This is a genomic window from Gordonia sp. NPDC003376 (assembly GCF_053589235.1).
The window spans coordinates 1-22,243 of record NZ_JBSFRM010000007.1; the positions used below are offsets into that span (position 1 = coordinate 1).

20 protein-coding genes are annotated in these 22,243 nt (G+C 68.1%); 12 read left to right on the top strand and 8 right to left on the bottom strand.

Features of this window, described 5'->3' with window-relative positions; translation table 11 throughout:
* Nucleotides 1-262 precede the first annotated feature (262 nt).
* Together ACWDUA_RS09355 and ACWDUA_RS09360 are read left to right on the top strand one after the other, a co-directional pair.
* Complete coding sequence (locus tag ACWDUA_RS09355; protein ID WP_449750741.1) at nt 263-1,219, top strand: PDR/VanB family oxidoreductase; 957 nt, start codon at nt 263-265, stop codon at nt 1,217-1,219.
* Nucleotides 1,219-2,073 carry an enoyl-CoA hydratase-related protein gene (locus ACWDUA_RS09360; protein ID WP_449750742.1) on the top strand — a complete coding sequence of 285 codons (855 nt, stop codon included), beginning with the start codon at nt 1,219-1,221 and terminating at the stop codon, nt 2,071-2,073. The genes ACWDUA_RS09355 and ACWDUA_RS09360 overlap by 1 nt, the downstream gene beginning before the upstream one ends.
* 14 nt (nt 2,074-2,087) lie before the next feature.
* On the opposite strand, the gene ACWDUA_RS09365 is transcribed toward ACWDUA_RS09360, so the two are convergent.
* Nucleotides 2,088-2,738 carry a TetR family transcriptional regulator gene (locus tag ACWDUA_RS09365; RefSeq protein WP_449750743.1) on the bottom strand — a complete coding sequence of 217 codons (651 nt, stop codon included), beginning with the start codon at nt 2,736-2,738 and terminating at the stop codon, nt 2,088-2,090.
* A 117-nt stretch (nt 2,739-2,855) separates the two neighbouring features.
* Between ACWDUA_RS09365 and ACWDUA_RS09370 the strand changes: the two genes are divergently transcribed.
* From ACWDUA_RS09370 to ACWDUA_RS09390, 5 genes are all read left to right on the top strand, one after another.
* Nucleotides 2,856-4,331, top strand: a complete 1,476-nt coding sequence (locus ACWDUA_RS09370; RefSeq protein WP_449750744.1) for a sulfatase family protein — start codon at nt 2,856-2,858, stop codon at nt 4,329-4,331.
* A 97-nt stretch (nt 4,332-4,428) separates the two neighbouring features.
* Entirely contained in the window at nt 4,429-5,229 is an 801-nt protein-coding gene (gene stf0 / locus ACWDUA_RS09375) for a trehalose 2-sulfotransferase (protein WP_449750745.1), read from the top strand.
* A complete protein-coding gene (cysD, locus tag ACWDUA_RS09380) occupies nt 5,226-6,218 on the top strand; it encodes a sulfate adenylyltransferase subunit CysD (protein ID WP_449750746.1) in 993 nt (330 codons plus the stop codon). The genes stf0 and cysD overlap by 4 nt, the downstream gene beginning before the upstream one ends.
* The gene (gene cysC / locus ACWDUA_RS09385; protein ID WP_449750747.1) at nt 6,218-8,137 is read left to right on the top strand and encodes an adenylyl-sulfate kinase; all 1,920 of its coding nucleotides are present in this window, start codon (nt 6,218-6,220) and stop codon (nt 8,135-8,137) included. Before cysD ends, cysC begins: the two co-directional genes overlap by 1 nt.
* Nucleotides 8,134-9,090 carry a formylglycine-generating enzyme family protein gene (locus ACWDUA_RS09390; protein WP_449750748.1) on the top strand — a complete coding sequence of 319 codons (957 nt, stop codon included), beginning with the start codon at nt 8,134-8,136 and terminating at the stop codon, nt 9,088-9,090. The genes cysC and ACWDUA_RS09390 overlap by 4 nt, the downstream gene beginning before the upstream one ends.
* A gap of 3 nt (nt 9,091-9,093) precedes the next feature.
* Here the strand turns inward: ACWDUA_RS09390 and efeB are convergent, their stop codons facing one another.
* The 3 genes from efeB to efeU are packed head-to-tail and all read right to left on the bottom strand — an operon-like array spanning nt 9,094 to nt 13,285.
* Nucleotides 9,094-10,389: an iron uptake transporter deferrochelatase/peroxidase subunit gene (gene efeB / locus ACWDUA_RS09395; protein ID WP_449750749.1), complete on the bottom strand. Its 1,296-nt coding sequence runs from the start codon at nt 10,387-10,389 to the stop codon at nt 9,094-9,096.
* 32 nt (nt 10,390-10,421) lie between these two features.
* On the bottom strand, nt 10,422-11,612 hold the full coding sequence (gene efeO / locus ACWDUA_RS09400) for an iron uptake system protein EfeO (protein ID WP_449750750.1): 1,191 nt from the start codon (nt 11,610-11,612) through the stop codon (nt 10,422-10,424).
* Entirely contained in the window at nt 11,609-13,285 is a 1,677-nt protein-coding gene (gene efeU / locus ACWDUA_RS09405; RefSeq protein WP_449750751.1) for an iron uptake transporter permease EfeU, read from the bottom strand. The genes efeO and efeU overlap by 4 nt, the downstream gene beginning before the upstream one ends.
* A 479-nt stretch (nt 13,286-13,764) precedes the next feature.
* Here efeU and ACWDUA_RS09410 point away from each other — a divergent pair, with 479 nt between their 5' ends.
* The 5 genes from ACWDUA_RS09410 to ACWDUA_RS09430 all read left to right on the top strand — a co-directional run bounded on the left by ACWDUA_RS09410 (nt 13,765) and on the right by ACWDUA_RS09430 (nt 18,152).
* Nucleotides 13,765-14,484, top strand: coding sequence for a lytic transglycosylase domain-containing protein (locus ACWDUA_RS09410; RefSeq protein WP_449750914.1), 720 nt, complete (start codon nt 13,765-13,767; stop codon nt 14,482-14,484).
* 161 nt (nt 14,485-14,645) lie between these two features.
* The gene (gene eno / locus ACWDUA_RS09415) at nt 14,646-15,929 is read left to right on the top strand and encodes a phosphopyruvate hydratase (RefSeq protein WP_449750752.1); all 1,284 of its coding nucleotides are present in this window, start codon (nt 14,646-14,648) and stop codon (nt 15,927-15,929) included.
* Between the two features lie 13 nt (nt 15,930-15,942).
* Entirely contained in the window at nt 15,943-16,599 is a 657-nt protein-coding gene (locus tag ACWDUA_RS09420) for an FtsB family cell division protein (protein WP_449750753.1), read from the top strand.
* 51 nt (nt 16,600-16,650) lie between these two features.
* Entirely contained in the window at nt 16,651-17,202 is a 552-nt protein-coding gene (locus tag ACWDUA_RS09425) for a DUF501 domain-containing protein (protein WP_449750754.1), read from the top strand.
* Nucleotides 17,199-18,152: a Ppx/GppA phosphatase family protein gene (locus tag ACWDUA_RS09430; RefSeq protein WP_449750755.1), complete on the top strand. Its 954-nt coding sequence runs from the start codon at nt 17,199-17,201 to the stop codon at nt 18,150-18,152. The genes ACWDUA_RS09425 and ACWDUA_RS09430 overlap by 4 nt, the downstream gene beginning before the upstream one ends.
* Nucleotide 18,153: 1 nt before the next feature.
* On the opposite strand, the gene ACWDUA_RS09435 is transcribed toward ACWDUA_RS09430, so the two are convergent.
* The 4 genes from ACWDUA_RS09435 to ACWDUA_RS09450 all read right to left on the bottom strand — a co-directional run bounded on the left by ACWDUA_RS09435 (nt 18,154) and on the right by ACWDUA_RS09450 (nt 22,050).
* Entirely contained in the window at nt 18,154-18,654 is a 501-nt protein-coding gene (locus ACWDUA_RS09435; RefSeq protein ID WP_449750756.1) for a DUF4395 domain-containing protein, read from the bottom strand.
* Between the two features lie 129 nt (nt 18,655-18,783).
* Nucleotides 18,784-19,137, bottom strand: coding sequence for a hypothetical protein (locus ACWDUA_RS09440; RefSeq protein WP_449750757.1), 354 nt, complete (start codon nt 19,135-19,137; stop codon nt 18,784-18,786).
* Between the two features lie 620 nt (nt 19,138-19,757).
* Nucleotides 19,758-20,942 (bottom strand): fatty acid desaturase family protein, encoded by a 1,185-nt coding sequence (locus ACWDUA_RS09445; protein WP_449750758.1) that lies wholly within the window; start codon nt 20,940-20,942, stop codon nt 19,758-19,760.
* Between the two features lies 1 nt (nt 20,943).
* Complete coding sequence (locus ACWDUA_RS09450; RefSeq protein ID WP_449750759.1) at nt 20,944-22,050, bottom strand: ferredoxin reductase; 1,107 nt, start codon at nt 22,048-22,050, stop codon at nt 20,944-20,946.
* Between the last annotated feature and the right edge of the window lie 193 nt (nt 22,051-22,243).

Here is a 22,243-nt window from a genome sequence, read left to right on the forward strand (position 1 = left end):
GCGTAATGTGTTCGGCCGACGGAGGTTTCGACTCGACGTGTCGCTGCGCTCCGCGTCGGCTCAACCATCGTGTGCTACGTGTCTTCTGGTGTTCGGTGATTGAGGCGGGACCGAGCCGGAATCTTTGTAGCGTGCGTCGGCTCGGTGTTTGTGTGGTTGATCCCGCCGACGGTGTGCAGGGCCTGTCCTTGCCGCAATTAATCTAACGACGTAAGATAAATTCTATTCAGAGCACCCGACCGACAGTGAGCACGGACCCCGCATGTTGCAGCAGATGACCGACCGCAGGATGATGCGGGTGATCGGCAAGGAATCAGTGGCCGACGGTGTCGTTGCGCTCACCCTCGCCGACACCGACGGGGGACAGGTGCCCCGGTGGGAGCCGGGGGCGCACATCGATCTCGTCCTCGACGACGACACCGTTCGGCAGTACTCGTTGTGTGGCGACGAGTCCGACCCGGACACCTTGCGTGTGGCGGTGCTCCGGGAGCAGGACGGGCGTGGTGGATCACGCCAGGTGCACGACCGGCTCGAAGAAGGCGATGTGCTGCCGGTTGCCGGACCGCGCAACAATTTTCCCCTCGTCGACGGATCTGAGTACCTGTTCATCGCCGGGGGGATCGGGATCACACCCCTGGTTCCGATGATGGCCCGTGCCGCTGCCGGCGGTGCGCGATGGTCACTGCTCTTCGGAGGCCGGACCCGTACGGCGATGGCCTTCGTCGACGAGCTCGAGGATCGGTATCCGGGGATGGTGGCCGCCCGGCCCCAGGACGTCCACGGACTCCTCGATCTCGATGCCGCACTCGATCGGGTATCGCCCGGTACCCACGTCTACTGCTGTGGTCCGGGCCCGTTGCTCCGCGCCGTCGAGGACCGGTGTCGCGACCGTGACGTGACACTCCACGTGGAACACTTCACGCCCAAACAGATCGACGATGCTCGGCCGGACGCCGCGTTCGAGGTGGTGCTCGATCGCAGCGGCACCGCCGTGGCCGTCGGCGCCGACGAGAGTGTGCTCGACGCGCTCGAGCGCAGCGGGGTCGACGTCGAGTTCTCGTGCCGGGAGGGCACGTGCGGGACATGCGAGACCGCGGTGCTCGACGGGACGCCAGAACATCGTGACTCGGTGCTCGACGACGACGAACGTGCCGCGAACGACTGCATGATGGTCTGCGTATCCCGCAGCCGCTCACCGCGACTGGTCCTGGACCTCTGATGGTCCGTTTCCACGGCGAACCGCATACCGAACCCGTCGTCGTGCTCGAACGCGACGCCGAGATCGCCGTCCTCCGGCTCGACCGCCCCGACCGGCTGAACGCCTGCACGGTCGAGATGATCGACACGCTGATCGGGCTGTTCGACACCTGCGACGCCGACGACACCATCCGGGCGGTGGTCGTGACCGGGACCGGCCGTGCCTTCTGCGCCGGCGCCGACCTCGAATCCGGTGGCGACACCTTCGCCGCGACGGCCGACGCCGACACCGGTGCGGTCCCACCCGACAGCGGTGGCCGGTTGGCCCTGCGTATCTTCCGGTCCACCAAGCCGGTGATCATGGCCATCAACGGTCCGGCGGCCGGTGTGGGGGTCACGATGACGCTGCCCGCTGACGTGCGGATCGCCTCGGACACAGCGAAGTTCGGCTTCGTCTTCACGAGGCGGGGATTGGTCCCCGAGGCCTGCTCGTCGTGGTTCCTACCCCGGGTCGTCGGGATCGCGACCGCGGTGGAGTGGACCATCGGCGCACGTATGGTCACCGCGGACGAGGCCCTCTCGGCCGGTCTCGTCCGAGAAGTGGTTCCGGCGGGCAGGGTTCGGGAGCGCGCGATCGCGATCGCGCGGGAGATGACCGCCGGTACGTCGGCGGTATCGGTCGCCCTCACCCGCGCGATGATGTGGCGGATGCTCGGTGCACCCGATCCGCAGACGGCCCATCATGCTGAATCCATCGCGATCTTCGACCGGGGTTCGTCCGCCGACGTCATCGAGGGCGTCGAGGCCTTCCTGGAGAAGCGCGAGCCGTCGTTCCCCGGCCAGGTGTCCGACGGGCTGCCCGAGATCTTCGGCTGACCGCCGCCGACCGGTCAGACGGCCATCGACGGTGTGGCGTCGAGGTCGTTGTCGGCGATGATCCCGTGCAGAAAGCTGCGGACCATGGCCTCGAACAACTGCTTCTGGGTCAGTTCGTTGGCGGCGAGGGCCGCGGCGAGCTGGGGCTGGGAATCCTCGGTGACGTTCGGGAAGATCGTCGATCGCGAGCTCGCCGGCCGGGTCGCCTCGATCAGCGCCGCCCCGAGCGCGATCTTCTCCATCCCGTCGAGGATCTGCACGTGCAGCCGACTCGGCACGCCGGAGTCGGTCAGGAATCGTGACGTCTCTTCGTAGGTCGAGGAGAACAATTCGCGCGGAAGATGTTCCAACAGAACGGGGGCGGCGTTGCGATGCCGCAGGATCGACTGACGGAAGTTCACCGCGAGGGTCACGAAGAACTCGGGCCAGTCGCGTCCGGGCCGACGACGCGGGCTGCGCACCGCGGTACCGCCGATGTGGCGGGCCACCTCGGTGAGGATCTCGTTCTTGTCGGCGAAGTGGTGATACAGCGACGGTGCACGAACACCGAGGTGCTTGGCCAGTCGGGGGAGGCTGAACGCCTCGAGTCCCTCGGAGTCGATGATCTCGATCGACGCCTCGACCGCCGCCGCACGACTGATCAGTGGTTTGGACGGGCGCGCCATCGATACACCTTTCCTGCGGCGACGGTTGATCTAACCAGGATAGGTTCTCGCCGCGCGGGGGGAGAACCGGACACACCCCGGCCGACATGGGAAAACGAGAGAGTGCATCATGGAACGATGGCTGTTCGCTCGACCGACGAGACCGCGGGTGCCCCGACACCACCCCGGGAGAACGTGATCCTGGTGCACTGGCACGATCTCGGACGTCACCTCGCCTGTTATGGCGCGACCGGCGTCGCGAGCCCGAATCTCGACGCGCTGGCCGCCGCCGGCATCCGTTTCGCCGACGCCCACGCCACTGCGCCGCTGTGTTCGCCGGCCCGCGGATCGCTGTTCACCGGGCAGTATCCGCACCACAACGGTCTGGTCGGCCTCGCCCATCACGGGTTCGCCTACCGGGCCGGTACCCGTACGCTGCCCGCGATCCTGTCCGACGCGGGGTATCGATCGGTGCTGTTCGGGATGCAGCACGAGAGCACCGACCCCACGAGTATCGGATTCGATGCGATCGACGTCTCCGACTCCCGGTGCGACCACGTCGTCGCCGAATCCCAGGAGTGGTTGCGGCGTCACGTCGCGGGCGGGTCGGGCCAACCGTTCCTGCTGACCGCCGGATTCTTCGAGACCCATCGGCCCTATCCGGCCGACGAGTACGATCCTGCCGATCCCCACACCGTCGACGTCCCGGAGTTCCTGCCCGACACCCCCGATGTTCGTGACGATCTGGCGGGCCTGCACGGCAGCATCACCAAGGCGGATGCCGCCGTCGGCCGGCTCCTCGACACCGTCGAGGCCCTGGGGCTGGTCGAGTCCACCTGGATCGTGTTCGTCACCGACCACGGACTCGCCTTCCCCCGCGCCAAGTCGACGCTGTACGCCGAGGGTACGGGCGTGGCCCTGATCATCCGCCCGCCCGCGGCCCGGGGGATCGCGCCGCGTGTCTACGACGACCTGTTCTCCGGCGTCGACCTCACCCCGACGATCCTCGACTGGCTCGGTGTCGCCGTCCCCGACGACGTCGACGGCGATTCCCACGCAGCGGAAATCGATGTGCCTCAGTCGGAGTCGCCGGTGCGTGCGGAAGTCTTCACCGAGAAGAACTACCACGACGCCTACGACCCGATCCGCGCCGTCCGGACCAGGGAACACAGCTACATCGAGAACTACGCGCACCGGCCGGAACTGCTGTTGCCGCTCGACATCGCCGACAGTCCGTCGGCCCGGTCGATCGACGCGTCGAGCACAACCCGCGAACGCGCGCACGTCGAGCTCTACGATCTGACTTCTGATCCTCGTGAGCGAAACAACCTGGCGGACGATCCGGCGTACGCCGCCGTCCGTGCCGATCTCGCCGATCGCCTCGCGCGGTGGCGGCGACGCACCGGGGACACCCTGCCCACCGAAGACGAGGGGACCGCGGTCGCGGAGCGGTTCATGGCGGTCTTCCATGCGAAATCGCAAGAGGCGCAACCGGATGAAGAGGCGTTGCCGTCCCGTCGTCCGCTCGGTGCGCGCCGCGAGCTCGACGGCGACATCACCACCGGTGACGGCGCGTCGGTGGGCACCTCGGTGGCGGGGTCCCCGCGGCGCTGACCGAACTGCACGTTCGGTTCGCGATGTCAATACTTGACCGCTCGCTGACCGTAAAAACCCAGGTTGCAGGTGGTTTCGGGCTGGCTACACTGTGCCGATGCCAACCAGTGAGAGCTATCTCGTCTGCGCGAGCCAGCGGAGTGGGAGCACCCTGCTCGTCGAGTCCCTCGCAGCGACCGGTGTGGCCGGGACCCCGGAGGAGTTCTTCCAATACTTCACCTCGTCGTCACAGGCGCCGCAACCACGGGAGTGGTTCGCCGGCATCGACGATCCGACCATCCTGAACCTGCTCGACGCCGTCGACCCGGGTGAGGTGGACACCCGTGATTTCGCGAGCTGGCGTACCGACATCCTCGCCGCCGGCCGGACCCCGAACGGTGTGTGGGGCGGAAAGCTGATGTGGAATCAGACGCCGTTGCTCGTCGCGCGCACCCGCACCGGTACCGGATCCTTGCGGACCGCGATCCGCGCGCTCCTCGGCGCCGACCCCCTCTACATTCACGTCTACCGTGAAGATGTTGTGCCCCAAGCGGTATCGATGTGGCGGGCCGTGCAGACCCGGGTGTGGCGGGACGGCCACGGCCCACACGCCGACGCCGACCGTGATGCCCGCGCCGAGTACAACGCGGACGGCATCGCGCACCTTGCCGGAATCCTCCTCGAACAGGAACGACAGTGGCGGCGGTGGTTCTCCGACGAGGGAATCGAACCGTTCGACGTCGAGTTCGGGCAGCTCGTCAAGGACCCGCAGGGCACCACCGCGCGGGTGCTGACCGCGTTGGGACTCGATCCCGTGCTCGCACCACCACCGCCGCTGAAACCGCAGTCCAATGCCCGCTCCAAGGAATGGGCCCAGCGCTATCGCCGCGATGCGGAAAGGAACGGATATCCCCAATGACCACCGAACTCACCGCGTCGACCGAGCCGGCCACCGCCGCCGACCGGTCGACCACCGACGGGCCCGCCGACGTCGACCACGTCGCGGCGCTGCGTATCCTCGAGGCCGAATCGGTGCACATCATCCGAGAGGTGGCCGCCGAACTCGAACGGCCGGTGCTGCTGTTCTCCGGAGGTAAGGACTCCATCGTCCTGCTCCGATTGGCGGAGAAGGCATTTCGACCCAGCCCACTGCCGTTCCCGATCCTGCATGTCGACACCGGCCACAACTTCGACGAGGTGATCGAGTTCCGTGATCGGCGCGTCGCGCCGACCGCCGACAACCCCGACGGGATCAAGCTGATCGTTGCATCGGTACCCGATGCCATCGAGGCCGGGCGGATCGCCGAGACCACCGATCCGTCCGGGTCGCGCAACAGGCTCCAGACACCGGTACTGCTGGAGGCCCTCGAGGCGGGCGGATTCGACGCCGCCTTCGGTGGTGCCCGGCGCGACGAGGACCGTGCCCGCGCCAAAGAACGCGTGTTCAGTTTCCGCGACGAGTTCGGCCAGTGGGATCCGCGTGCCCAGCGTCCCGAACCGTGGTCGCTGTACAACGGCCGGATACGCCGGGGTGAGTCGGTCCGTGTGTTCCCGCTGAGCAACTGGACCGAGCTCGACATCTGGCGCTACATCCAACTCGAGGACCTCGAACTCCCCTCGATCTACTATGCGGCGCAACGTGAGGTGTTCGACCGCGACGGGATTCTGCTTGCGGTGTCGGAGTATTCGCAACCGGACTCACCGTCGGAGGTGTCCACCGAGTGGGTGCGGTACCGGACCGTCGGCGACCTCACCATCACCGGTGCGGTCCGGTCGCAGGCCACCACCCTCGACGAGATCATCGGCGAGATCAGCGTGGCGACGGTCAGCGAACGGGGCGAGACGCGGGCCGACGACCGGACGTCGTCGGCCGCGATGGAGGATCGCAAGCGAGAGGGCTACTTCTGATGACACAGGAAACGATCTCACCGGCGACCGCACCGGCGGGCGCCGTGGCGCCGCGGCGTCAGATCCTGCGACTGGCGACGGCCGGCAGCGTCGACGACGGGAAGTCCACCCTGATCGGCCGTCTCCTCCACGACACCGGCAGCCTGCCCACCGATCACCTGGCCGGGGTGACCTCCGACGACGGCGACGTCGATCTCGCCGCCCTCTCCGACGGACTGCGTGCCGAGCGGGAGCAGGGCATCACCATCGACGTCGCCTACCGCTTCTTCGCCAGTGACACCCGCAACTACGTCCTCGCCGACACCCCGGGCCACGAGCGCTACACCCGCAACACCTTCACCGGGGCGTCCAACGCCCACGTCGCGGTGCTGCTGGTGGATGCGCGGAAAGGGCTGCAGCGCCAGACCCGTCGGCACGCCCGGATCGCCACCCTGGTGGGGGTGCCGCATGTGATCGCGGCGGTCAACAAGATCGACCTGGTGGACTTCTCCGCCGAGCGGTTCGCCGAGTTGCAGGCCGAGCTGAACGAACTGGCCGTCCAGCTGGGTATCGGGGACATCCTCGCCATCCCGGTCGCCGCGAAGCACGGCGACAACGTGGTGCACCGGTCGGCGAACACCCCGTGGTACGTCGGGCCGACGCTGCTGGAATACCTGGAATCGGTGGAACTGCAGGCACCCTCGCCGCAGGCCCGCGAACTGCGTCTACCGGTGCAGTGGGTGTCGCGGCCGGGACCGGACGGCAAACGCAACTACACCGGCCGGGTCGCCGCGGGCACGGTGCGTGTCGGCGATCCGGTGCAGGTGCTGCCGTCGGGGTCGCGCAGTGTGGTGACCGCCCTCGACGCGCTCGACGACACCCGGGACGTGGCGGTGGCCGGACTGTCGATCTCGGTGCAGCTGGCCGACGAGATCGACATCGGCCGCGGCGACGTGATCATCAGCGGCGCCGACGACGCACACCGGCCCGTCCCGGCCCGGGAACTGTCGGCGACGGTGTGCTGGCTGGCGCAGGCGCCGCTGCACGCGGGCGACCGGGTGGCGCTCAAGCAGGGGACACGCACGGTGCGGGCCACCGTGCAGTCCCTGGAACGCCGGCTCGATCCGGAGTCGCTGCTCGAGGTGGTCGGCCCGACGGAGTTGGGACTCAACGACATCGGCACCATCACGCTGCGGACATCGTCGGTCGTGGTGGCCGATCGCTATACCGAGAACCGGGACACCGGCGCGTTCATCCTGATCGACGAGTCCTCCAACGACACCGTCGGTGCGGGGACGATTCTCGAACCGCGCGAGGTGATCCCGGGCAAGGCCACGCGCAACGACATCAAGTGGCATCCGAGTTCGCTGAACCGCACCGAACGCTGGGCCAAGACCGGGCAGCGCGGTGCGACGGTGTGGCTCACCGGTCTTCCCGCCTCGGGTAAGTCGACGGTGGCCGTCGCCCTGGAACGAGAGCTGGTCAATCGGACTCGGGTGGCCTACCTGGTGGACGGGGACAACATCCGCCACGGCATCTCCGACGATCTCGGGTTCTCGCCGGGCGACCGGGCCGAGAACATCCGTCGTGTCGGCCATCTGGCGCGACTGTTCGCCGACGCCGGGGTGATCGCCATCGCCTCGATGGTGTCGCCGCTCCACTCCGACCGGGCGATCGCCCGCGAACTGCATGAGGCGGCCGACCTCGACTTCATCGAGGTCCACGTGTCCACCCCGGTCTCCGAGTGTGAACGTCGTGACCCCAAAGGCCTCTACGCGCGGGCGCGTCGCGGGGAGCTGAAGGGATTGACCGGGATCGACGCACCGTATGAGAAGCCCACGGCACCGGATCTCCGGTTCGACACCACCGGAGCCGACATCGGCGACCTGGCCGGGCGGGTGCTCGCGCTGCTGGCCGAACGGGGCATCATCGAGGGGTGAACTGTTGCCATCCGGAGCGTGATCCCGCGGGCGGTCCCGCCGCGGCCGATCGGTCCCGGGCCGGCACCCACGCCGGCTCGCACCCGATCGCCTCGGTGAGGATTCCCGCGGGACGGTTCCGCATGGGGGACGCCTTCGACGAGGGGTACCGCACCGACGGCGAGGTCCCTGTCCACGAGGTCACGGTGTCGGGTTTCGACATCGACGTCACGACGGTGACCAATGCCGCGTTCGCCGCATTCGTCGCCGCTACGGGCCACATCACCGACGCCGAGCGCTTCGGGTCGTCCGCGGTGTTCGCCGCCGCACTCGAGGCCGATCGCCCCGACGTGCAATCGATCCGCGTCCCGGGTACCCCGTGGTGGGCCGAGGTGCCCGGCGCACGATGGGATCGGCCGTTCGGGCCGGCGAGCGTACTCGACGGCCTCGACGATCACCCGGTCGTCCATGTCTCCCATCACGATGCGCAGGCCTACTGTGCGTGGGCGGGCCGGCGGCTGCCCACCGAGGCGGAATGGGAGTACGCGGCTCGCGGTGGGCTCGACGGTGCCCGCTACCCGTGGGGCGACGAGCACCCGAACGCAGCAGCCGATCCGCGGTGCAACATCTTTCGCGGGACCTTTCCGGACGCCCCGGACGATGTGGTGGGGACGCTGCCGGTGAGGTCGTTCACCCCCAACGGGTATGGCCTGTTCCAGGCGGTCGGCAACGTCTGGGAATGGTGCGCCGACCGGTTCGGCGTGCGCACGTACCGGACCGACTCCGAGGCCGGGCCGGTGGCGAATCCGATCGGTCCGCGGCGGGGTGGTGCGCGGGTGCTGCGCGGGGGCAGCCACCTGTGCCACGACTCCTACTGTTTCCGCTACCGGGTGGCCGCACGCTCCCACAACGGTCCGGATGCCTCGGCGGGCAACATCGGATTCCGCACGGCCGCAGCGATCTCCGGTCCGTGAGTGCTAGCCGGTGTTCCCCAGCATCGACTTGCCGTACCAGTCGCCGATCTTCGACAGCCCCGGGCCGATCGCCCACAGGGAGCTCGAGATCGGGGAGACGTACTCGTTCATCGCGTCCTGCGCGAGGTTGTTCTGGATTCGGACGAACTGTTCGTGCGCATTCTTCTGGTACGCCATGAAGAACAGGCCGGCCGCGAGAGTTCCGGTACGGGTGTCGATTCCGTCGGTGTAGTTGTAGCCGCGGCGCAGGATCTGGGCCCCGCCGTTGTTGTCGGGGTGTGCGAGCCGTACATGCGAGAACGGGTGGATGTCGGGTTCGCCATCGGTCCTGGCGCCGAAGTCGAGGGTGGCGAACTCGTCGCCCCCCGACAGCGGTGCGCCGGAATCCTTGACCCGGCCGAAGATCCGTTCCTGGTCGGTGATGTCGTCAGAGTCCCAGGCCTCGATGTGCATCCGGATCTTGCGGGTGACGAGGTAGCTGCCGCCCCGCATCCAGTCTTGGTCGGTCTCGTCGCCGACCCACACCCACTCGTCGGCGACGGCCGGCTCCTCGGCCTTGATGTTGGCGGTTCCGTCCTTGAATCCGAACAGGTTTCGCGGTGTGACCTGAGAGGTGCTGGTCGCCGAGGCGCGTCCGAATCCCTCCTGCATCCACCGAAGCGTCACCACGTTGCGGCCGATCCGGGCGAGGTTGCGAACCGCGTGGAAGGCGACCTGCGGATCCTCGGAGCAGGCCTGCACACACAGGTCGCCGCCGCTGATCGACGGGTCGATGGTGGTGTCGGTGGCCAGCTGTCCCAATGGCTGCAGGGCGGCGGGACGCTTGTCCTGCAGGCCGAGTCGGTCGTCGAAGAACGTCGGACCGAATCCGACGGTGACGGTGAGCCGGTGCGCGCCGAGATCGAAGGCCTCGCCGGTGTCGGCGGGCGGGGTCATCGGACGGCTCTCGACGGGACCGACCGGCTTGCCCTGTGTGAGGAGGCTGGCCGCCGCCGCCCACCGCGCGAGCATCGTCTGGACCGACTGCACGGTGGCCGAGTCCTTCAGGTCGAAGGAGGCGAACACCAGTGAATTCTGTTGGCGGGTGATGATTCCGGCCTGATGGTCGCCGTAGAACGGCTCCACCTCGGAGTCGGGGTCGGTGCCGCCGGAGGCTGCGGCATATCCGATCCCGGCCCCCGCGGCACCACCGACGGCCAGACCCGCCCCGGCGAGGCCGGCGCCGGTGAGGAACCGGCGACGATTGACCCGTGGGCCGTCCGGGTCGGGGTGGGTTTCGGGCGTGTCGGTGGTGCTCATGGGAGTTCTCTCGGCGAAGGGGTGTGTGTCGGTCAGCTCGCGGCCGCGATCTTGCCGCCGGCCTGCGAGAGCGGGTCCTTGACGGCGATGATGGCCGCGGCCATCTCACGCTTCTGTTCCGGCGACACCTGATCGAAGGTCTTGAATCCGCCGGGGCCGTTGGGATCCCGGAAGGAGTCGATGAGCTCGGTGACCTTGTCGAAGGCCTGCTGGATGGTGGTGGTCAGCTGCGGATCGATCTGGTTGAGCGCGGGCTTGACGATCGCGAACGCCTGCTGGCTGCCCTCGATGTTGGCGTACATGTCGACGAAGTCGATGTGCGAGTACGCCTCCTCCTCGCCGGTGAGCTTGCTGGTGGACACCTCGTCGAGGAGATCACCTGCACCGTTGATGATGTCGGCGGGCTTGACCTCGAAGGCCGGCTCGTTGACCAGCTGCTGCAGTTCCTTGACATTGGTCAGGACCTGCTCGGCGACCGGGGTCATCCCGTCCAGGTTGCCCGCCTCCCAGAGCTGCTTCTCGAGCACGTGGAAGCCGGTCCACTTGTCTGTGGGCCCGAGGGCGTCGGGGCGGGCGTCGAGCGCGACGTCGAGGTTGACGGCGTTGTTCTCCGAGCAGTCCTCGGCGCCGTTGGCGCAGAAGGCGCCGGCGATCGGCTCGATGCGCTCGTAGAACGGGCGGGTCTTGATGTAGGCGGCCTTGGCGGCCTCGACGTCGCCCGCCCTGACCGCGTCGACGAGCGTGGTGGTCGCGTCGGTCAGGCCGTTGACCTGGGTGATGACGTACTGCTTGTACTCCTCGGCCGCGGCGTTGAGCTGGTCTGCGACGGTGCCGGTGGCCTGAACGGCCTGGCCGGACACGGTGAACGTGGTCTTCTCGTTGGTCGCGCCGGGGCAGTAGATCTGGTATTCGCCACCGTCGAGCTTGTGGGAGAAGGAGGTGGCGGTCATGCCGGGGGCGATGTTCTCACGTTCGGCGAGGATCTTGCCGTCCTTGAGCAACTCCACTTCGCTGACGGCGGCGGCGTCGGTGTTGGAGATCTCGAAGGTGATGGCTCCGGCGTCGATCTTGTCCGGGGTCACCTTGCAGCCGTCGTTGGTCATCTCGACCTTGACGGTCTTGGTGTCGCCGGACGACGAGCTGTCGTCGTCACTGCCACACGCGGCGATACCTACGATGGCCACTGCGGTCGCCCCTACGGCGACAACTCGGCGTGCCCTCATCGGGTGTTCTCCTTCTTCTCCAACGGCCGTTCGGTGACGGCGGGTTCTGGTTCGGGGACCGGTGTCCCCGGATCGACCGGTACGTCCGGACGACGTCGCGGCCACAGCAGGATCGCTGCGGCCACAGCGAGCAGGGCGGCAAGCGCCAGGAGCGTGACCGGGATGGTCACGGTCCGGGAGTCGTGGGCCTGCTGTTGGTCTTTGGCATCCTCGACGGTTGCGAGGTCGGCGGCGGTGGCCTGATGTGCGGCGGTGAACGTGGCGACCTTGCCGAGCACGGCGGCCGCCCCGCTGGCCGGGGTGACCGTTGCGGTCACCGCATACGACACCTCGGTGGCCAGGGGGGTGGCGAAGTCCGGGTCCACCGACACGGTGACGGTGGCGGTGACCGCATAGTTCACCGGCGCGGTGTCGCCGAACTTGCGGGGATCGAGCCCCACCGGGATCCGGCCGCCGTTGGCGGCGGTGATCTGCGGCAGTGTCACGCGGTGGGGGGCCCCGGGGATGATCTGCCCGATCGGCAGGTCGGGGCTGACCACCTGCTGATAGGTGGGCGCGGCGATGTCGCCGACGGTGACGGTGGCACCACCGGTCATCGAGGGCAGCGCGGTGGTCGCGCCGTCGGTGGTCAGCGCCCCGGTCGCGGTGTTCGCGGTGGTCGAGTCGACGGTCACGGTCACGTCGCCGGGGGTGTGGACGGTCTGACCGGTGAGGATGCCGCTGGTCTGCGGGGCCGGGGTGATCGCCGCGTCGGCGGTCCGGCTGCCGGCGGTGGGGGCCGCGGGTGCGGTCAGGACGGTGATGAGGGCGGCGATCGCCGACAGCCCGGCCAGCGCGGCGGTGCCGAGACCCACCGCGCGTCGCGGAAACGTCCGGCTCGCAGGCCAGAGCACCACGGTGCCGACCACGACGAGGTAGACCGCCCACCCCAGGACCTCGATCAGGACGGGCTTGGTGGGAATGCCCAGGACACCGGTGATCAGCGATGCCTGCACGGTGCCGGGGCGGATCAGCCAGGTGAGGTCGACGACCTGCTGCTGGCCCACGTTGAGCCAACCCGCCTCGTGCGCGGTGCGCAACGCGGTCATCACGAGTCCGGCGGCGACCAGGGCGAGCAGCGCGCCGGTCACGGTGAAGAAGCGCGACAGGTTGATCCGTACGCCGCCGCGGTAGATGCCGTAGCCGAGGGCCACCGACACCGCGATGCCGAGGACCGCGCCCGCCGCCGAGGGCAGCGCGTTCTGCGACGAGTTGAAGGCGGCCACCAGGAACACCGAGGTCTCCAGGCCCTCGCGCAGGACCGCCAGGAACGCCATCACGGCGAACGCGATGGCGGACCCGTCATCCATCGCCTCCGACGCCGCGGATTCGAGTTCGCCCTTGAGATCGCGTGCGTGCCTGCGCATCCAGACGATCATGTACGTGACCATCGCGACGGCCACCACGCCTATCACCGTCTCCAGCATCTCCTGCTGGCGTTGGGGGAGGTCCTTGGACAGGACCTCGAGTCCGATCGCGACGGCGACACAGATCGTGATCGCGGCACCCACGCCGATCCACATCCAGCGCAGCGCGTCGGTGCGGTTCTGGCGGCGGAGGAAGGCGGCGATGATGCCGACGATCAGCGCGGCCTCGAGACCTTCGCGCAGTCCGATGATGAAGGTGGCCAGCATCAGGCGTTCACCGCTTCTCCTGCAGATGGGTGGCGGATCGGCGGCCAGGAGACGGCCTGTCCGAATTGACGGGAATTTCCGAATGGACCGGGGTGTGGAGCATCGCTGGTTCCGCGGTCTCGGTCGCGGACACCGGGGGCGTGACGCCCGTTTCGGCCGTGTCCATGTGCGCTCTCTCGGTTGTGGGCCTGCATCCACATCCGGCGCTGCGGCCGGTAAGTGTGGTGAGGCTAACCGATCACGATAGTCCCGCGCATCGGGAACCGTGAGGTGGGGTCGGGGAGTTGTCTGTGCGCCGAGCCGTGCGAAATGGGATCCGGCACCTCGGATGTGCGAAGGTATGTCGCTGTGCCGGTCCACGGACGGACCGGCGGATACTCCGAGGACGGGTGGCGCGTTCCGGGTGTCCGGGTCGCGGAGTGGAAAGGTGATACGGGGTGCGTTCGGGCAGGGGAGAGCGTCGGGTCCGACGGGTGGTCCTGGGAGTGGTGACCGCGGTGGTCGCATCGATCGCCCTGACCAGCTGCCTGGACCTGCCGTCCAACGACCGGCCCGCCATCCCCGACGGCATCCCACCCGCGATGGGTACCCCGCAGCCCTACATCGACATCAACGCCCCGGGCCGCACCTCGGAACTGATGCGGGCCTGGGCCGAACCGATCTCCGAGGGCACCGGCATTCCGCTGGTGTCCCTGGAGGCCTACGGCAACGCCGCCGAGATCCAACGCCAGCAGCACCCCGAATGTGGGATCGGCTGGACCACCCTCGCCGGGATCGCCGGGGTGGAGAGCAAACACGGGACATATCGCGGTGCCAAGGTCGCCGACAACGGTGACGTGGCGCCGTCGATCCGCGGCGTCCCCCTCGACGGGACCCGCGGCAACCTGGAGATCCCCGACACCGACCGCGGCAAGCTCGACGGGGACACCACCCATGACCGGGCGATGGGTCCATTCCAGTTCATTCCGGAGACCTGGCAGCGGTACGGCGTCGACGCCAACGGTGACGGCAGGGCCGATCCCGACAACATCGACGACGCCGCCCTCTCGGCGGCCCGCTACCTGTGCGTCTCCTCCGGCGGGGACATGACCACCGCGCAAGGGTGGGAGAAGGCCGTCATGGTCTACAACAACTCGATGTCCTACGTTCTCGACGTGCGTGATCACGCCAACGCATACTCGGTGAACGTCCGATTCTGAACTGCCCCGACGGCCGGTCGGCGCACCGGACGGCGTGTCGGCGGCGGGCGGTGACCATCGGGTCACATGCCGACGGGACCGTCGCGCCGTCATGCCCTAGGCTTTGACCCGTACCTGTCGGCGCGCAGATACGCCGACCCGTCCATCGAAGGGGCTTCATCGTGGCAATCATCGAACAGGTTGGCGCACGCGAGATCCTCGACTCGCGGGGCAACCCGACGGTCGAGGTGGAGGTCGTGCTCGACGACGGTACGTTCACCCGGGCCGCAGTGCCGTCGGGTGCCTCCACCGGTGAGCACGAGGCCGTGGAGCTGCGCGACGGTGGCGAGCGGTACCTCGGCAAGGGCGTCACCAACGCCGTCGAGGGTGTCCTCGGTGAGCTGGCTCCCGCGGTGATCGGTCTCGACGCCGAAGAGCAGCGACTCGTCGACCAGGCCCTGCTGGACTGCGACGGTACCTCGGACAAGAGCCGGATCGGCGCCAACGCCATCCTCGGCGTCTCCCTGGCCGTCGCCAAGGGTGCTGCGGAGGCGGCCAATCTCCCGCTGTTCCGCTACATCGGCGGACCCAATGCGCACATCCTGCCGGTGCCGATGATGAACATCATCAACGGTGGCGAGCACGCCGACAACGGGATCGACTTCCAGGAGTTCATGATCGCCCCGGTCGGCGCCCCCACCTTCAAGGAAGCCCTGCGCTGCGGCGCCGAGGTCTACCACAACCTGAAGTCCGTGCTGCACAAGCAGGGCCTGAACACCGCGCTGGGCGACGAGGGCGGCTTCGCCCCCGACCTGCCGCACACCGAAGCCGCCATCTCGGTGATCGGTGAGGCCGTCGAGAAGGCGGGCTACACCTTCGGCCGCGACGTCGTCATCGCGCTCGACGCCGCGTCCACCGAGTTCTTCTCCAACGGTGTCTACAAGCTCGAGGGCAAGGAGTTCAGCTCCGACGAGATGGTGCCGTTCTACGAGAAGCTGATCGCCGACTTCCCCATCGTCTCGATCGAGGACGGTCTGTCCGAGGACGACTGGGCCGGGTGGGCAAAGCTGACCGAAGCCATCGGAGACAAGGTGCAGCTCGTCGGCGACGACCTGTTCGTCACCAACCCGGAGCGGCTCGAAGAGGGCATCTCCAAGGGCATCGCCAATGCACTGCTGGTGAAGGTGAACCAGATCGGCACCCTCACCGAAACCCTGGACGCCGTGGCCCTGGCACACAACAACAGCTACAAGACGATGATGAGCCACCGGTCCGGCGAGACCGAGGACACCACCATCGCCGACCTGGCCGTCGCCTGTGGTTGCGGTCAGATCAAGACCGGTGCCCCCGCCCGCAGCGAGCGCGTCGCCAAGTACAACCAGCTGCTGCGCATCGAGGAAGGCCTCGGCGATGCGGCACGCTACGCCGGTGACCTCGCCTTCCCGCGCTTCTCGTTTGGTTCGTGATTAGCTAGAACCCATGGCACAACGCGAGGGGCGACGACGGGCAGGCGGGTCGGTTCGTGACACACGATCCACCGAGCGTGCCCGCCGCGCCCCTCGTCGTCATACCGAACCCGCCCGCCGCCCCACCGTCTCGGTGATCGAGACCGGCGAGCAGGAGATCCACGAGTCCGACCTCGACGTCGTCGACGGCATCGACCCGGACGAGGTCGTCGAACCGCGGCCGCCGCGGACACGCACCGCCGCATCGCGTGCCCGCCGCCGACGCCCCTCGCTGGTCGACCGGGTCCGCGGACTCGACAGCAAACGACCATTGGTCCTGGTCCTCGTCGTGACCGTCGTGGTGGTGGCCTTCGTCGCGGTCACCCTCGCGGTGCCGCTGCGCAATTACTATGCGGGCCACTCGGAGGCCGAGCAGCTCGCCGCGTCGAATGCGAAGCTGCGCGAGCAGGTCGCCCACTACCAGCAGAAGGTCAACGAGCAGGGCGATCCCGCCTACGTCGAGGCCCAGGCCCGCGAACGGCTGCAGTTCGTCCGGCCGGGGGAGACCCCGCTGGTGATGATGTACCCCGGCGATGCCGAGCGGGTGGCCGCGCAGAAGCGCGCCGAGGAGCATGCGCACAACCCCTGGTACACCAATCTGTGGGAGACCGTCGCCACCCCGCCCGAGTGAGGGGCGGACCGACGTGACCGCGATGACGGCACCGACTAGTGTTGTGCACCCGTGAGCATCTCCGACGACGATCTGGCAGTGGTGACCGCCCAGCTCGGGCGTGAGCCCCGCGGTGTGATCGAGGTCAGCTACCGCACCCCCGACGGGCTTCCCGCGGTCATCAAGACCCGCCCCCGGCTGCCGGACGGCACCCCGTTCCCCACGCTGTACTACCTCACCGACCCGCGGTTGACCGCCGAGGCGAGCCGGCAGGAATCCGCCGGGGTGATGAAGGAGATGACTGCGCGCCTGGCCGACAACCCGGAACTGGCCGCCGACTACCGCCGCGCGCACGAGGACTACCTCGCCGAGCGCAACGCGATCGAATCCCTGGACACCGACTTCACCGGTGGGGGCATGCCCGACCGGGTGAAGTGCCTGCACGTGCTGATCGCGCACTCGCTGGCCAAGGGGCCGGGACTCAACCCGTTCGGTGACGAGGCCGTCGCGCTGGCCGCGGCGTCGGGCCTGCGCGGCATCGCGGTGCCGGCCGACTGGCCAGACCGGCTCCCCCCGAGCGCCGATCAGGGCGGCCGGGACGTCACCGGCGAGGCCGGGCAGTGAGCGTGGTCGCCGCGGTCGACTGCGGCACCAACTCGATCCGGCTGCTCATCGCCCGTGGGATCGACGCTGAGCACGGACCGCTCGCCGAGATCCACCGCGAGATGCGGATCGTGCGGCTCGGACAGGGCGTCGACGCGACCGGGCGTTTCGCCGACGAGGCGATCGAGCGCACCCGCGCCGCCCTCGCCGACTATGTCGACGTGATGGTCGACGCCGGGGTGGAACGAGTCCGGATGGTCGCCACCTCGGCCACCCGCGATGCCTCCAACCGTGACGAGTTCTTCGAGATGACGGCGACCCTGCTCGGCAAGGTGGTGACCGGTGCCGTGGCCGAGGTGATCACCGGCGACGAGGAGGCGCGACTGTCGTTCCGTGGCGCCGTCGGTGAGCTCGACGCGGACGCCGGACCGTTCGTGGTGACCGACCTCGGCGGTGGCTCCACCGAGGTCGTCGTCGGAGATACGACGGGGGTGTCGGCGGCGTACTCCGCCGACGTCGGCTGTGTGCGGGTCACCGAACGTGCCCTGCCGTCCGACCCGCCCACCGATGCCGAGATCGCCGACGCGCAGGACTTCATCCGGGGACGGCTGGCGCAGGCGTTCGCGGTGGTGCCGGTGTCCGGGGCACGAACCTGGGTGGGGGTGGCGGGCACCCTGACCACGTTGTCGGCGCTGGCCGCAGGGCTCGACGAGTACCGCTCGGAGGTGATCCACCTGTCGCGGATCTCGCATTCCGATCTCGACGACATCGGGTGGCGTCTGGTGCGGATGACCCGCGCCGAGCGCGCCGGCCTCGGCCCGATGCACCCGGGCCGGGTGGACGTGATCGGCGGCGGATCGCTGGTCGCGATGGAACTGGCCCGGGAGTTCGCCGAGCGGTCGGGCATCACCGAACTCGTGGTCAGTGAGCACGACATCCTGGACGGGATCGCGCTGGGCCTGCTCGACTGACTCAGGCGGTGGGTGCGGGGCTGCGCAGCGAGATGTTGTTGCAGGCCTCACACACCGTGTCGGGGATGACGCCCCGGCGCTGCAGGAACCCGAAGATGGTGCAGCCCAGGCAGAATCCGAGCGCGAACTCGAGGGTTGCGGCGACGACGAGTACGCCGAGGACGATCTGCGCGGCCAGCCCGAAGCCGAGCACGCTGAGGACCAGCGCGGTGCTGGAGACCACCAGCCCGATGCCTTGTGCGAATCGCTTCGGCGGCCCGGGCACCAGCTTCGTCTTCCGCCAGATCCTCGGTGCGATCACCCGCACCGACAGCTGACCGAACGGCGAGAACCGGGGCCCGGCCAGGACGCGCAGCAGAAACCCGATCGCAACCAGGGCGTACAGCGCCCAGTGGTTCACCACGATGGTGACGATCGCCAACGCCACGACCAGGCCTGCCGTCGAACGGGCGGCGTAGTCGTTCACGGGATTGGGAAAGGTGAACAGTGAGTTCGCCGACACGTGAGTCCTCCTGCAGTCGTGTCCAGATCAGGACGAACCTACGCGCCGATCCTGGGTACGGCAAAGATTGGGCTCACCGCGGGTGAAAGTCTGGCTACGCCGCGTGCCCGGTGCGCACCGTCCCCCAGGTCACTCGGTGTCGGCGGGCGTGACCGGGGCCTCCATCATGGCCTCGAGGTTGATCTCCGAGAGCGCCTCGGCCTCGGTGTCGGCGAGCTCGTCGAGGTCGGGTTCATCGACCTCCGGCTCGATCTCGTCGACGTCGTCGGGCACCAGTTCGGCGTCGATCACGGTGGGGGTGTCGGCACCGGCGCGTCGGGCCGCCTCACGCATCTCGAAACCGTCGGTGATGATCTCACCGATCTCGCGGGCGACGTCGCCGACCGCCGTCGTGATGATCGAGGCGATCTGACCCACGTGGGTGGCCGTCGACTCCACGAGCTCCTGGATGATGTCCTTGTTGCGTTCGATGCGATCGACCATGTCCGATCAGCTTCCTTGTCCTGCGAGAAGGGGACAGTGCGGGCGGTACCCAGGATAGGGCCTCGGCCCGGGTGGTGTCGGTTGGCGGTACTTGCGGACATTCTCGCTGTGCTGGGTCTCGACTCGGGTCCTCGCGGTGCTCGGTCTCGGCTCGACCGTCGATGGTGGATGGGGCGCTGTACGTGAACGGCGACTGCGGCATGGTGGTTGAGCCGTGGAGGAGCGGCGAGGCGTGTCGAAACCTCTGTCGGCCGAGTTCGTCGACGTGACCACCTCAGAGGTGATTGCCACTCGATGTTGGTTGCGGAGATTTCGACTCGGGTCCTCGCTTCGCTCGGTCCCGGCTCAATCAGCGTTCGGGGGGTCCTCGCTTCGCTCGGTCCCGGCTCAATCAGCGTTCGGGGGTCCTCGCGGTGCTCGGTCTCGGCTCGACCATCGGTGGTGGATGGGGCGCTGTACGTGAACGGCGCCTGCGGCATGGTGGTTGAGCCGTGGAGGAGCGGAGCGACGAGGCGTGTCGAAACCTCTGTCGGCCGAGGTCGGGTGGTGACCACATCGGAGGTGGTTGCCTTCCGACGTAACCCGACGAAGGCTTCGACACCCCTCGCGCGGTCATCGGTTCACGCCGTGCGGGCCGACGGGCTGCGTTCGACGATGACGGTGAGGTCGTCGTCGTCGCGGGTCATCGAATTGGGTAGGGAGAGTTTGGCGATCTTGGTCCAGGTGGAGGCCAGCTGGGTGTGCAGCGGCCCGGTGTTGTAAGGCAGTCCGTAGCGGTCGCACACCTGCCGGACCTCCTCGGCCATCTCGGGATAGCGGGCGGCCGGGATGTCGGGGAACAGGTGGTGTTCGATCTGGTGTGACAGGTTGCCGCTCATGATGTGGAACAAGCGGCTGCCGGTGATGTTGGCCGAACCCAGCATCTGCCGCAGGTACCACTGGCCGCGGGTTTCGTCGGCACATTCCTCGGACGTGAATGTCTGTGCACCGGTGGGGAAGTGGCCGCAGAAGATGATCGAGTACGCCCACACGTTGCGGACCAGGTTGGCGGTGGCGTTGCCCAGCAGGGTGGGCAGGAACATCGGTCCGCTCAGCGCGGGGAAGACGATGTAGTCCTTGAGGACCTGCCGACTGGCCTTGCGCCACATGCCCTTCACGAGTCCCTTGATGTCGGTCCAGCGTCGCTTGCCGGCGACGATGTTCTCGGCCTCCAGGTCGTGCAGCATCACACCCCACTCGAACAGCAGCATCAGACCGGTCGCATAGGCGAGGTTCCCGAGGTAGTAGGGGTTCCATTTCTGGTCGCGGGCCATGCGCAGGATGCCGTAGCCGATGTCGCGGTCTTCGCCGATGATGTTGGTGAAGGTGTGGTGGAGATAGTTGTGGGAGTGCTTCCACTGATCGGCGGGACAGACCGTGTCCCACTCGAATTCGCGCGAGTTGTAGGTGTCCTCGCGCATCCAGTCGTACTGGCCGTGCATGACGTTGTGGCCGATCTCCATGTTGTCGAGGATCTTCGACACCGACAGCGCGCCGACACCGGCGAGCCATGCGGGCGGGAAGAACCCGACGAACAGCAGCGCGCGGCCGGCCACCTCGAGTCCGCGCTGGGCGCGGATCACCGAATAGAGGTATTCGCGGTCGCGGGTGCCGAGATCGGCGACGACGCGCGCCCGGATCTCGTCGAGGTCGCGGCCGAGCTGTTCGACCTGCTCGTAGGAGAGGACGACGGTGTTGGGATCGGCGTTGTCGGTGCCCGACGTCAGCGCGGCCGGGGTCAGGGGGCTCAGGGTCTTCGTGGTCATGTCATACCTCGATGTCGATGTCGCCGACCGGTGCGTTGATGCACAACTGGATTCGGCAGTCGGGTTCGGAATGGGTCTCGCCGGTCAGGATGTTGCGGGTGATACCGGACTTCTTGACGGCGGTGCAGGAGAAGCAGATCCCCATGCGGCAGCCCGATTCCGGGTGCAGCCCGGCCGACTCGGCCTGGTCGAGGATCGTGCGGCCGTCGTTGGCGACGGTGCGCCCGGACCGGGTGAACGCCATCTCGCCGGACACCGGCAGGTCGGGATCGATCGGTGCCGCGGTGGCGAGGGTGAACGCCTCGGTGTGGATGCGGGCCTGCGGACGGGTGGATTCGATGTGGGCGCCGATGGCGTCCATCAGTGTCTGCGGTCCGCAGATGAACACGTCCGCGTCGGCGGCGGCGGTGATGCCGTCGAGGTGCTCGGGGGTGAAGTGCCCGCCGATGGTGGACGCCCCTCCGATCCCACGGGCGGTGCTGCGGGTGTAGTGGATCCGTAGGTCGATTCCCGGGTTCCTCGCGGCGAGGTCGGTCAGTTCGGCCCGATAGGCCACGTCGGCGGGCGTCCGTGCGTAGTGGATGAATGTGATCGGCTCGCCGTACCGACTCGATACAAGTGTTCTCACCATTGCCAGTGCAGGTGTGATCCCACTACCGCCGCTGACGAACACGGGGGTACGGACACCGTCGTCGGGCAGGACGAACTCGCCGGTGGCCTGGGACAGTCCGTAGACGTCGCCGACCCGGGCATGGTTGCGCAGGTGGTCGGACACCCCGCCGCCCTGATTGGCGGTGACGGTGAGTTCGATGGTGCCGTCGGCGCCGGCGGTCGCGTTGGCGGGAGAGAAGCAGCGGGTCTGACGAACTCCGTCGACCACGATGCTGAGCTGCACGAATTGTCCGGCCTCGTGACCGCGCCACCGTCGGGTGGGGGTCAGGGTGAGGCGGATGGTGCGGGGGGTGGGGTGTTCGACGCGGGTGACGGTGGCACGCAGTTCGCGCCAGGTGAGCCGCGGGTCGATCAGCTCGAGGTAGCGGTCGACCGGATGCGGCGACATGGTCGCCTCGACCAAGGACGTCACGACGTCCGGCAGGCGGATGCTCATGGGCTGGCTCCGTTCGTTGGGCGTGATTCGGTGTACAGGTGTACTCCGACAGTGTGCCACGGGGTCGTGGACTGCTGTCAAGGGTGCGGACGACGCCAGGCGTGTCACGCAGGAGGTCGGGTGTGAGGGGGGCCACGTTGAGATCGGGGTCGCCGCCGGGCTCGGTATGGAGCTGAACTCATGTTCAAGTTCG